The sequence below is a fragment of the Gemmatimonadaceae bacterium genome, from assembly GCA_016720905.1.
Taxonomy (GTDB): domain Bacteria; phylum Gemmatimonadota; class Gemmatimonadetes; order Gemmatimonadales; family Gemmatimonadaceae; genus Gemmatimonas.
Window position 1 is genome coordinate 71676 of sequence record JADKJT010000008.1, and the last position, 12403, is coordinate 84078.

Consider the following 12403-nt stretch of genomic DNA (forward strand, 5'->3'; position numbering starts at 1 on the left):
GGTGGGTGATGTTCTGGCACGCGCATCGCGCGATCTGGATGTGCGTCGCGCGTACGCGCGCGATGCGTCGGGACTTGAGATGGTGGCCGATGCCGTGGCACGCCCCGCCGAACGCGGGGAAGTGGAGGAACTATTGCGTGACGCCTCCGCCACACGGACGGCCGTCACACCCGCTGGTGCGCAATCGAGTACCACGGGCGCATCGATTGTTGACCACGGCGTACTCCTGTCATTGCGCCGACTTGATAAACTGATCGATCTCGACCACACCGCGCGTACGATTCGTGTCGAGGCCGGGGTGCTGGTGGCGGACGTGCGTCGCGCGGCGGAAGCCGAGGGGCTGCTCTTCACACCGGACCCGACCAGCGAGGAGGAGTGCACGGTGGGCGGCGCCGTTACCTGCAACGCCTCTGGCGCCCGTTCACTGCGCTATGGCGCGACAGGACCGCACGTGCGTGCGCTCACGGTCGTGCTGGCGAACGGCGAGACCCGCGAGATTCGACGCCCGGCGCTTGAGAAGAACACCGTCGGGTATCCGATTGCCCACGATGAGGTGGAGTGGTTTGTCGGAAGCGAGGGGACGCTTGGCGTGATTGTGGCCGCCGAGTTCGCATTGCAACCATTGCCGATGCAGGTGCTGGGGCTTGCGATACCCTTCGCCACGGAAGCTGAGGCACTGGCCTTTGTGGTCGCCGCGCGGCGCGATGACGCGGTGCACGCGCGGTGCCTGGAATACTTCGATGCGCTGGCGTTCGATATCGCCCGACAAGCCGGTGGCGGCTCGACGTGGGCACCCGACTCGCGGGCCATGGTGTACGTGGAAGAAACCGGTGCGCACGAGGCGGACGAGGCCGAACTGCCATTGGACGCGTGGTTGTCGCTGGCGGAAGCATACCATGCCGACACGGGCGAGATCCGCGTGTATGATGCGCCTGCCGCGTTGCGCGAGGCGCGCCGTATTCGCCATGCAATCCCCGCCACGATGAACGAGCGTGGCGCCGCCTGCCGTGCAGCCGGTGGTCGCAAAGTGTCCACCGACTGGGCAGTGCCGTATCCACGTTTGGCCGACGCGTTGCATCGCGCACGGGCAATTGCCGACGCGCACGGGGTCGAGCAGGCGGTCGCCTATGGACACGCTGGCAATGGACATCCGCACCAGAACTTCATTGCCCATGATGCGGTGGAGTTGACGCGCATCGAGGCAGTGGTGGAGGCCACGCTGCGCGACGTGCTGGCGATGGGCGGAACGGTGGCGGCGGAACACGGGATCGGAAAACTCAAACGACGCTGGCTGCCGATGCAGGCGAGTGCATGGCAGGTGCGCGTCATGCACGCCCTGAAGCGCGAACTCGATCCGCTGGGCATTCTGGCGCCGGGAAACGTGCTGTGAGACGCCTCGCGAATGGCCTGCGCTACGCCACGGTGGTGTTTGATGTCGACTCCACGTTGGCGGCACTCGAAGGCATTGATTGGCTGGCGGAACAGCGCAGCCCGGAAGTGGCGCGAGCGTGCACCGACCTGACGGCACGGGCCATGGCCGGTGAGATGCCTCTTGAGGACGTGTACCTGTGGAGGGTGCAGGCCATCGCCCCCACGGCCGCAGAAATCGGGGCGCTGTCCGACGCCTATCGCGAGGCCGTGCAGCCCGGTGCCGTGGAGTTGATTGCGGCGTTGCGCGACGCAGGCTGCGCCGTGCACGTGCTGAGCGGTGGGCTCCGGGCCGCCTTGCTGCCGTTGGCACACGATCTGGGGGTCCCGTCCGATCAGGTGCATGCCGTGACCTTGGCGACCGATGCGTCGGGTCGATATGTCGCGCTTGATGGAGATCAGCCGTTGGCCACGCAGCTGGGCAAGGCCAAGGTGCTCGCCTCGCTGCAACTCGAGCGCCCGGTGGTGATGATTGGGGATGGCTCTACCGACGCCGCCGCGCGCGGAGTCACCGAGGGGTTCATTGCTTACACCGGTGTCGCGCGACGTCCCAGCGTGGTGGCGGTCGCCGATGCGGAAGCATCAAGTTTCGCGGCGCTGGCCCTTCTGCTCTTCAAGGTGATGCCATGACCGTTCCATCCACATTCGGCACATTCTTCCTTCCGGGCCCCACGGAAGTGCGGCGCCCGATTCTCGAATCCATGCTGGCGCCGATGCTGCCGCACCGCGGTGCGGTTTTCGAGGCGCTCTTTGCGCGCATTCAGGATGGGCTGCGTCCCATCTTTCGGACGTCGCGACCCGTGTACGTGTCCAGTTCCTCAGCGACGGGACTCATGGAGGCCGCCATTCGCGGCACGCCGCCCGGTCACATTCTGGCGCTCGTCAACGGGGCGTTCAGCGAACGCTTTGCCCAGATTGCGAGAGCGTGTGGGCGTGAGACCCATTTGCTGGTCTCGCCGTGGGGCCAGGTTGCCGACCTCGATATGGTGGAGAGCGCACTCAAGACGCGATCTTTCGCGGCCGTCACCGTGGTGCATTCGGAGACATCGACCGGAGCCCTGACCACGCTGCCGCCGCTGGTCGAACTGGCGCATCAGTACGATGCCGCCCTGCTGGTGGACTCCGTCACCGGCATCGCCGGTGTACCGGTGGAAACGGACGCCTGGGACATCGATTTCGTCCTCACCGGATCACAGAAAGCGCTGGCGCTGCCACCGGGACTGGCGTTCGGCGTGGCATCGGAACGCTTCATCGCGCAGGCAGCAGAGGGCGTCTCCCGTGGACTGTATTTCGACCTGCTGGAGTTCGAGCAGTACGTCCACAAGAACCAGACGCCCAATACACCCGCCCTGTCGCTGTTGTACGCCACCGCCGAACAGTGCGCGCACATCGCGGCGGAAACGGTCGAGGCACGCTGGCAACGGCATGCCGACATGGCGGCGATGACTCATGCGTGGGTGAACGACCTGGCCACCGAGACCGACCTGCCGTTCTCGGTGTTCGCCGCGCCGGGGCAGCGCTCAAGTACCGTGACCGCCATTGGGTTGCCCGACGTACTCACCGGTGACGCGGTCGTGAAGGCCGTTGCCAGGCGCGGCTTTGTCATTGGCGGAGGCTATGGACAGCTCAAGTCGCGCACGTTCCGCATTGGGCACATGGGTGATCATACGGTAGACGGCCTGTCGCGATGCCTCGCCGCATGCACCGATGCCGTGCACGAGTTGCTTTCAACGGAGCCCGGTTAAGATGCTCGATCTCGATTTCTCAGGCCGTCTGGTCGTCATCACGGGTGTCGGTCGCGCTGGCCAGGTGGGAGAGGCCATTGCGCTCGGCTTCGCGCAACGCGGCGCCACGCTGGCATTGCTCGATGTCCAACCGGCCGAAGCACAAGCCCGCGCCGCAACGCTTACCGCGCAGGGCTTCACCGCTACCGCGCACACGGTGAATCTGGCCGATAGCGCCGCCGCCGAGCAGGCCGCCGCCGAGGTCATCGCCGCGACGAACGAACAGTGCAATGGCGCCGTGCATGCCGTGATCTGCGTCGCCGGTGGTTTCGGCATGACTGGGCCACTCGACAGCACTGACCCCTCGGCATGGCACACGCAATTCACGATCAATCTCGACACCGCCTACAACACGACCCGCGCCTTCCTTCCCGCGGTTCGCGCCGCGAAAGGATCGTTCACGTACTTCGGCAGTGTCGCCGCGCTCCCCGGAGCCAAACCTGCCGGACTCGCGGCCTACGCGGCCGCCAAGAGCGGTGTGCTGGCCCTCATGCGCGCCGTGGCGGCCGATGAGCGCCAACACGGGGTGCGCTCCAATGCCATCGCCCCCACACAGGTGCGCACCGCCGCCAATATCACGGCGATCGGTGCCGACAAGGACTACGTCGACCGCGATTCCGTAGCCGATGTCGTGGCGTTTCTGGCCAGTCCGTTGGCCCGCAACATCTCCGGTCAGGTCATCACGATGGCCTGAACGCTGCTCGGATGCCCGATGAGCTGATTGGGCCGCCGATTGCGCGTAGTTGGTATGACAGTCCTCCAGCTCGCCCCACGGACCGTCCGGTCCATCGGTCTCCTGCTCCTGCTCACGGGGTGCGGCGGTGGCGGTGACCCGATAACGCCAGTTGTTGCACCGCCAGTAGTCACGCAGCCCGGACCACCGGCCTCGCTCACCCTCGTTTCGGGTGACGCGCAGTCGGCGACCATCGGCAGCGTGCTGCCCGTGAAGCTGTCGGTGCTGGTGAAGGATGCAGCCGGCACCGCACTCGCGGGTATCGCGGTCCAGTTCAGTGTCGATTCCGGTGGCGGCGTGCTCGCCACGACCGCAGCCTCGACAGGCAGTAATGGCGTGGCGGTCGCTGGCGATTGGACCCTCGGAAGTGCCGCTGGCGCACAGGTCGTGAGCGCACGCGTCAGCGCACTGTCACCCGTCAAGTTCCGCGCGCAGGCCATCGGTCCACTTCCGCAGATACTGTTTGACAAGGTGCCGGTCGGCACCAGTGGCGGCACGCTCGTCTATCGCCGCACAGGTGATCCGTTGGACGGACTGCAGATCGTGGTGCCATCAGGCGCGTATCCAACCAGCACGCCGTGGACGATTGTCGCCGACTCCACCATCAAGGTGCCACTGCCCGCTGACTTCACGCAGGTGGGGCCGGTGCTGGTGATCAACAACACGCAGGGGTATGCGGACAGCGTCATGACGCTCACCATGCCGATGCCACTCCCGGACGACGTCGCGATCGTGCCGTTCTACTACGACTCGGCCAGCAACACACTCGAAGGCATCCCGCTCGTGGACCGCAGCCCGACCACGGTCACACTCGCCACACGACATTTCTCCCGCGATCTGTTGGGACTGCCCGGCAATGTGTCGGAAACCAGCGCGCTGCGCACCGCGATGGCGTTGGGGTTCGGCGCAGTGAAAATCGTCTGGGTGAAGGCGCCAAAACTGAAACTCATCGGCACCTTCAACAGCACATTCCGGCCGGCCGTCGACAACTGGGAATTCGTGAACAACGGCGAATACATCTCGCCGGGCGGCATCTGCGAAGGCATGAGTATCTCGGCCATGTACTATCACTTCTTCCAGAAACTCGGAGGTAAGCCACCGCTCTATCGGCAGTTCGACCTCACGCTGGCCAACGTGCTGGACAATGTGCAGGGCATTCGGTTCTCCGGGTCCGTCCAGGGCGACTACTCGGCGCGATTCAAAAAGGGCATCAATCAGCTCCGGCGCCTGATCGATCTGGGGGTGGCGAATGGCACCAAGGTCGAGGACCTCACATCGACGTGGATTTTGATGACCCTCAAGTTGAGCAGTCGTCCGGTGCTGCTGGCAATACAAAATGCCGACGCTGGACACGCCGTGGTGGCGTACGCAGCCACTTTCAACGGCGTGCGCACCAACGTGTCCTTTGCCGATCCCAATTATCCCGAAATCAGCCGGACCATGGTGTTCGAGTCGGGCCGCCTGACGCCGGTGTCGATGTCGGTCAAGGCCGGCAAGCCCGATGAGTTCTATGACAAGGCGTACGCACTCTCGGTCACCGCCGAGGTGCCGTTGGTGGAGATCGATGCGCGCTTTGCTGAGTTCAAACAGCAGAAGGCCGGGGCCGATCGATATCCGGCATCGTATCGTGCGGAGTACTACGACAACCTCACCGAATCGTGGCTGCCGCTTCCCAGCACGCTGCTCACGACAGACGCGCAGCTCGAACTTCGGCACATCTGCACCAGCTGCCCCACCAAGACCACGGGCACCCCGCCGGAAATGCATCGCGTCGAACTGTGGGATGGCACTGGCGAGAACTCACTGGGCTCGGACGGCCTCACCACGAACAACGAAGGGACCACCAAATATTACGCGGTCCTGTCGGCATATACCGCCTCCGATCCTTCATCGCTGGGGTTCGTCGACGCGATTCCGTTCACGGTGGTATACCGTCCGTTCACGATCGACGACCCGCCGCTCAACTCCACTCTCGGGGATGTCGTGACCGTGACCGCCAATGCCGGAAACCTGGCGCCGGCCGGTTCGACCTTCACCTGGACGGTCGACGATGACACGCCCGCCGTGACCGGCACCAGCAAGACGTTCACGCACACATACCTCAAGGTTGGTCAAAACAGAGTGCGGGTGACGCTCAAGGACGACAAGGGCAAGGTGATTGCCCGCGCGTCGAAGATCGTGTTCATCGGTGTGAAGGTGACCATCACACAGTCGCCTGGCAATGCGACTCCCGGGAGTCCGGTCACATTCACGGCGGTCGTGCAGGGCGTCATTCGTCCCGTCGATGCGCCCTCGGTCAGGTATTCCTGGTCCATCGAGGGCCCAAGCCCATCCGTCGACGTGACCGGTCCGTCGCCGTCCATTCAGCACACGTTTCCCACCGGCGGGACATACAACGTGATCCTTGGGGTTTCAATCATCGCGGCGAACGGGGAATCGCTGTCGCTCGGATTCGTCGACGAATTTCCCGTGGTCTTGTCCAGCCCCCCGATGTGGCGACTCGATCAGTTCACGATCACCCAACGCACCTGTCCGGGCGCCTGCTCCGAAGTGTCGTTCTCACCGTTCGAGCAGCTCGCCATCACACCCGGCGAGGGGGTCATCTTCGCGTTCCCATTAGGGGTCACGCCATCGCTTGGTGTGTTGTATCCGACGCCGGGGGTATATCTGTCCGTCGCGCCTCGGGGACAAGGCGCGTCGCTCACCAAGTGGTCACCGACCACCGCCTTTTTCACCGAGTCGTTCGGCAACACGATCACCAGTCAACAGTGCGGAGGGCGTACGGTGCAGAACGCTTTCAGCTGGACCGGCACGAGCAGCACCGGCACCGTATCCGGCGCCTCCTCGCCAATCAATCAGAACCGCGCCTCGTACCGGTACACCATCCAGGCCACCAAGACCGGTAATACCATGGCCGGCACGATCACCATGGAAGAGCGCACGTGCCCAAGCGATGCCATTTTCTTCGCGTATACCGCGACGTTCCGAGGGCAGCTGATGCCGTAGCCAGCCGCGGCGACCACGCTTCTGCACCCCTCTGGGTGCCCCCTCCGGCTGGCGAATCACCTCGTGCTCGCTCACCTTTAGCACTTGATGACTCTCGCTGCGCGTCGTCGACCTGCCATCCGCGGAGTATTCCTCGATCGCTCGCTCGAGGAACTACCGCTCTTCCGTCTCAGTGATTCCGCCGACGACACGCCCGTGTCGTTCACGGCCGACAACGGCGGTCGCTGGCGCGTTATCCCCGCTCCCGGCGACCGGCTTCCCGGTACGTTCGATCAGGACGTGTACGTCGAGCTGTTGCATCGGTACAACGAAGCGGGATCGCCGGCCGATGGTGCGGTGTCGTTCACGCTGCATTCCTTTCTCCGCTCCATGGGTCGACGCGCTGACGGGCGCACCTACGAACAGCTGCGCGGAGCCCTCGCCCGGCTGGAGCGTACGACACTTGAGTCGGTTGGCGCCTATTGGTCGGCCTCCACCGGCCATGGCGATATCAGCTTCACGATCCTGAGTTCCGTCGCGGTGCAGCGCCGCCGCGTGGCCGATCGGGAGCAACTGCACTTGTTCGGCAACCTGGCCGCCGGAGAACCGGGGGATGCCCGGGTTATCCTATCACCAACGCTGCGCGCCAATCTGGCCGCGCGTCATACGGTATCCCTGTCATCGGTCCGGTATCACGCACTTTCGTCCCCGGTGGCACGCCGCCTGTACCGGATCCTTGAGGTTGCCAGGGCAGACGGGCGATTATCATGGCGGCTGACGCTGGAACGACTGGCCGAACAATTGCCGCTCACTCAACGTTATCCATCACACCTGCAGCGGGTCCTGCAGCCGGCGCACGAGATGCTGCTCAGCGCCGGATTGGTCCGTGACATAGGGATCCGGCAGTACGATCGGATCTGGCATGTGGATTACGTGTTGGGGACTCGGCCTCGGGATGAAACCTGACGGCCGCCCAAGTGTCTCTCTAGCAGCACTCTTCGCTTTTCCCTCCTTCAAGCCGCCGCATGACACGCACCCGTAAGGCCGCTGTCGCCAGCCTGTTGCTCCTCCCGCTCCTCGCCGGAGGCTTCGCCCTTCAGGCGAGAGCCACCCGTGGCGGCGCGCAGCTGCTCGATCAGGTCCTCACCTTCGTGGCCCTGCGCTACGTCGACACCCTCGACGCGCAGGCGCTGTACGAAAAGGCCGCGCGTGGCCTCGTGAAGGAACTCGCCGATCCGTACACCGAGCTCTTCACGCCCAAGCAGATGGCCGCGTTTTCGCGCAACACGGGCGGACGATACGCCGGCATTGGCATGCAGATCGTCAAACAGGGCGGCTATGTCACCATCGACAAGGTGTTCCCCAACACGCCCGCCGAGTCGCGGGGTGTGCAGGAAGGCGACCGCATTGTCGCCATCGACACGTTCCAGGCAGCTGGATGGTCAACGGAACAGGCGCAGGACAAACTGCTGGGGGAAGTGGGTACGGCGGTCACCGTGACGTTCGCACGGCCCGGCATGGCGCAGCCGCTCAAGCTGGATTTCAAGCGCGCGGAAATTCATGTGCCGGCCGTGGCGTTTCGCATGATGCTCGACGACCGCGTTGGGTACATCCCGCTCACCCGATTCAGCGAACAGACCACCTCGGACATCGCGGAGTCTGTGGTCGAGTTGCGCAAGAAGGGTGCAAAAGGCCTCGTGATCGATCTGCGCGGCAACCCGGGCGGCATTCTGGAAGAGGCGTTCGCGATGTCGAACCTGTTCCTCCCCAAGGGCAAGGAACTTCTCTCGGTGCGGGGACGAGGCGAGTATCAGAAGTTCGTCGCTGAACAGGAGCCCCTTGCATCGGATATCCCGTTGGTCGTGCTGGTTGATGGCGGTTCGGCATCAGCGTCCGAGATTGTCGCGGGTGCGCTGCAGGACTACGATCGCGCACTGGTGTTGGGCACGACGTCGTATGGCAAAGGTCTTGTGCAAAGCGTGTACAATCTCGACGGCGGTTATGCCCTCAAGATCACCACTGGCAAGTGGTATACGCCTTCGGGACGCTCCATCCAGAAAGAGCGCAAGTTCAACGCCGACGGGCAGTTCGTGGAAGTGATCTCGGATTCGGTCGAAAGCGACTCGGCGCGTAAAGCGCGTCCGATATTCAAGTCGGCGTCGGGACGGACGGTGTATGGTGGCGGCGCAATCACACCCGATCTCGTTGTGCCGGCTGACACGATCTCCAGCAAAGAGCAGGCGCTGGCCCGTCTCATGGCACCGCACTTCACCAAGTTCTTCAACGCGGTGGGCATGCTGGCCCAGGACCAGAAAGGCAAGATCAAGCCCGACTTCACGGCGAACGCGGCGTGGCGCGAAGATCTGTATCGTCGCCTCACGGCCGACTCCGTGAAGATCGACAAGGCCGTGTATGATGCCGGCGGTACGTGGGCTGACCGCTACATCGAAAGCCGCGTGGCCCGGGTGGCATTTGGCGACTCCACGGCCAAGCGTCATGAGCTCAAGGATGACAATCAGCTGCGCAAGGCGATGGATATGCTGCGGAAGAGCTCCACGCAGAAGGAGGTCTTTGCCGCGGCGGCGGCGGAGCCATCCAACAGCCGCCCGACGCTGGCCAAGAGCTCACGCGGCTCGAATTAGACCGCTTGGCATTTCGCAGTCAATAGGGAGAAATCCGGACGAGTTGGGTAATCGTCCGGATTGCCCCTCGCGCGAACCCCACCTAGCATAGGCGCATGCGCAAATTTGCCCCATTCCATACCGAACGCCGCGCTTTCGCGGCGTTCGTGGTTTCCGGCTCGCTCGTTGCACTGGCTGCCTGCGGTCGGTCCCCGTCAACGACCGCTGCCACTCCCGCCGCCCGCACGGCATTTGCGGCCGATAGCGGCGAGGTGCATCTGACCAATATCCGCCGCATCACCGATGGCGGTGAGAACGCCGAAGCGTATTGGAGCGCCGACGGCCAGTGGATCACATTCCAGTCCACACGTGACGGCCGGACCTGTGATCAGCAGTACACCATGCGCGCCGACGGGTCGGAACTGACCAAGGTGTCGGTCGGTGGCAAGACCACGTGCGGCTGGTTCCTGCCCGGTGCGAAACGACTGTTCTTTGGCGCCACGCACGCCGCCGACTCCGCCTGTCCGGTCAAGCCCGACCCCTCGAAAGGCTATGTATGGGGCATCGACCCGTTCGACATCTACACGGTGGGTCGTGATGGCAAGGATCTCAAACGGCTCACCAACTACGGCGTGTATACCGCCGAAGGCGTGCTTTCACCCGACGGTAAGCGCATCGTATTCACGTCCCTCAAGGGCGGCGACCTGGATATCTATACGATGAATGTCGATGGGACCGACGTGAAGCAGCTCACCACCACGCCGGGCTACGACGGCGGACCATGGTGGTCACCCGACGGGAAGAAAATCGTGTATCGCGCCTGGCATCCCACCAATCCCGATTCGCTGAAGGCCTATCGCGATTTGCTCAAGCAGCGGATGATCCGTCCGAACCGGATGGAACTGTTCGTGATGAACGCCGACGGATCCGATCAGAAGCAGATCACCAATCTTGGTGGCGCGAACTTCGGTCCGTCGTGGACGCCTGATGGCAAGCGAATCATCTTCTCGTCCAATCACCGGAATCCGCGCAGCCGTAATTTCGATCTGTTCCTTGTAGGCATGGACGGCACGGGGTTGGAGCGCATCACGACACACGAAGACTTCGACGGCTTTCCGATGTTCAGTCCCGATGGCAAGAAACTGATCTGGGCATCGAACCGGCATGATACGAAGCCAGGCGAAACGAACCTGTTTATTGCGGAGTGGAAGCCGTAGGGCTGTCTGCGTCACCGGCACGTCGTCGCCCAAGGTCTTCCGGATGCCGCCCACCCTGAAGCTCCGTGAACGCCAGATACTGACGCTGCTCGCCGACGGCCTGTCCGCACCCGGCATCGCCGCGCGCCTGTCCCTGTCGCCCGACACCGTCCGTTGGTACATCAAGCAACTGTATCGCGACCTGGACGTGTCGTCGCGCGCCGAGGCGATTCGCGTGGCAATGACGCGCGGACTGCTCGATGCACCGGTGCAGGCAGCGGCCGCGGTGGCCGTTACGCGATCGACGATTCGCTACGCCAACAATGCCGGCGTTCATATTGCCTTTCAGATCGTCGGCGACGGTCCGGTGGATCTGTTGTTCATGCACGGCTTCGTGTCACATCTCGACTTGGCGTGGGAAGAGCCAGAGTACACGGCGTTCTTTGAACACATTGGCCGATCGGCGCGAGTCATCCTGTTCGACAAACGCGGCGTGGGAGTGTCCGACCGGCATGTCGGTCCGTCTACGCTGGAGCAGACAGTGGCCGACGCGCGATGCGTGCTGGACGCGGCCGGCGCGAAACGCGCCTTTATCATGGGCACCTCGGAGGGCGGCGCGGCGGCGGTGCTGCTGGCCTCCATGTATCCGGAGCGCGTGCATGGGCTGATTCTCTCCAGTGCCTCGCCGTTCATTGGCGGGCATGGCACCGAGTTTCCATGGACAACAAGTGCGGCCACTCAGTTCGCGCCGCTGGAACCGGTCCCCCATCGATGGGGCGAACCGTGGGCGCTTGACCGCTTCGCACCATCGCGCGCGGAGAGTCTTGTGTTTCGCGAATGGTGGTCGCGCCTGCTCCGCGCCGCCACGAGTCCTTCGGTTGTCGAAACAGTCCTGACGAACGCGCGCGCGGTGGACATACGCGCACTCTTGCCGTCTATTGCCACACGCACACTGGTTGTGCATCGCGTGGGCGACCGATTGGTGCCACTGTCGGCGGGGCACTACTTCGCAACGCGGTTGCCCCATGCGCGATTGGTGGAGTTGCCAGGCAATGATCATGTGTATTTCGTGGACGGAGAGCTCCTGGCTCGCACAGTCACCGCGTATCTGCGGGAACCGGATGCCGCGCCTGATGTGCGTACGTGGATCGCCATCATCCTGTGCATGGCCGGAGCTGGCGCTCGGCTTGACGAGACCAAACGTGCGGTGCTGGAGTCGAACGGCGCGCGTTTCCTGCGGCAGTCCGACGCCGCGTGGACCGCCCTCTTTGAAGGACCGAGCACCGCCTTGCGTTGCGCCCGGCAACTGCGCGATCTGGGAACCGGTCGAGCGGGTGGCATGTCACTGCATGTCGGAGCGTGCTCCGTGACCGACGGCATACCAGTGGGCGCGGCGTTCACACGCGCCATGGAGACTGCGGCCGCGACCAAACCCGGAGAGATCGTTCTCACCGGCATGTTGCGCGACATCCTTGCCGGCGCCGATGTCAAAGTGGCGGTGCATTCCGTGGCGGCCGGAGATGCCGACGCGCCGCCTTCGGCTACGTGGGCACTGGTGGACTGAATTCCACCCGGTATTCACCACGCAATCGGGTGGTGCATGCCACCTGGCGGGCAGGCGAGGTTCTGGCCACACGGCTCACGCTCGAGCCCTTA

At 63.9% G+C, this 12403-nt stretch carries 8 protein-coding genes and 1 pseudogene; all 9 read left to right on the plus strand.

Annotation, left to right across the window (positions count from 1 at the left end; genetic code table 11):
- Position 1: 1 nt before the first annotated feature.
- The 9 genes and pseudogenes from IPP90_08890 (at position 2) to IPP90_08930 (ending at position 12311) form a co-directional block, all read left to right on the plus strand.
- On the plus strand, positions 2 to 1390 hold the full coding sequence (locus IPP90_08890) for an FAD-binding oxidoreductase (protein ID MBL0170830.1): 1389 nt from the start codon (positions 2 to 4) through the stop codon (positions 1388 to 1390).
- Positions 1387 to 2058, plus strand: a complete 672-nt coding sequence (locus tag IPP90_08895) for an HAD-IB family phosphatase (protein MBL0170831.1) — start codon at positions 1387 to 1389, stop codon at positions 2056 to 2058. Before IPP90_08890 ends, IPP90_08895 begins: the two co-directional genes overlap by 4 nt.
- Positions 2055 to 3173, plus strand: a complete 1119-nt coding sequence (locus tag IPP90_08900; GenBank protein MBL0170832.1) for an alanine--glyoxylate aminotransferase family protein — start codon at positions 2055 to 2057, stop codon at positions 3171 to 3173. The genes IPP90_08895 and IPP90_08900 overlap by 4 nt, the downstream gene beginning before the upstream one ends.
- 1 nt (position 3174) lies before the next feature.
- Entirely contained in the window at positions 3175 to 3906 is a 732-nt protein-coding gene (locus tag IPP90_08905) for an SDR family oxidoreductase (GenBank protein MBL0170833.1), read from the plus strand.
- 54 nt (positions 3907 to 3960) lie between these two features.
- A complete protein-coding gene (locus IPP90_08910; protein ID MBL0170834.1) occupies positions 3961 to 6951 on the plus strand; it encodes a PKD domain-containing protein in 2991 nt (996 codons plus the stop codon).
- An 87-nt stretch (positions 6952 to 7038) separates the two neighbouring features.
- On the plus strand, positions 7039 to 7896 hold the full coding sequence (locus IPP90_08915) for a replication initiator protein A (protein MBL0170835.1): 858 nt from the start codon (positions 7039 to 7041) through the stop codon (positions 7894 to 7896).
- A 59-nt stretch (positions 7897 to 7955) separates the two neighbouring features.
- Positions 7956 to 9572 (plus strand): S41 family peptidase, encoded by a 1617-nt coding sequence (locus IPP90_08920; GenBank protein ID MBL0170836.1) that lies wholly within the window; start codon positions 7956 to 7958, stop codon positions 9570 to 9572.
- A gap of 236 nt (positions 9573 to 9808) precedes the next feature.
- Positions 9809 to 10768 (plus strand): annotated as a pseudogene (locus tag IPP90_08925) (PD40 domain-containing protein).
- A gap of 43 nt (positions 10769 to 10811) precedes the next feature.
- Positions 10812 to 12311: an alpha/beta fold hydrolase gene (locus IPP90_08930; protein ID MBL0170837.1), complete on the plus strand. Its 1500-nt coding sequence runs from the start codon at positions 10812 to 10814 to the stop codon at positions 12309 to 12311.
- Positions 12312 to 12403 lie beyond the last annotated feature (92 nt).

Bases quoted from the DNA above. Each gene is read 5' to 3' on its own strand.
- IPP90_08930 (MBL0170837.1), top strand. From the start codon at position 10,812: ATGCCGCCCACCCTGAAGCTCCGTGAACGCCAGATACTGACGCTGCTC.
- IPP90_08910 (MBL0170834.1), top strand. From the start codon at position 3,961: ATGACAGTCCTCCAGCTCGCCCCACGGACCGTCCGGTCCATCGGTCTC.
- IPP90_08905 (MBL0170833.1), top strand. From the start codon at position 3,175: ATGCTCGATCTCGATTTCTCAGGCCGTCTGGTCGTCATCACGGGTGTC.
- IPP90_08915 (MBL0170835.1), top strand. From the start codon at position 7,039: ATGACTCTCGCTGCGCGTCGTCGACCTGCCATCCGCGGAGTATTCCTC.
- IPP90_08920 (MBL0170836.1), top strand. From the start codon at position 7,956: ATGACACGCACCCGTAAGGCCGCTGTCGCCAGCCTGTTGCTCCTCCCG.
- IPP90_08900 (MBL0170832.1), top strand. From the start codon at position 2,055: ATGACCGTTCCATCCACATTCGGCACATTCTTCCTTCCGGGCCCCACG.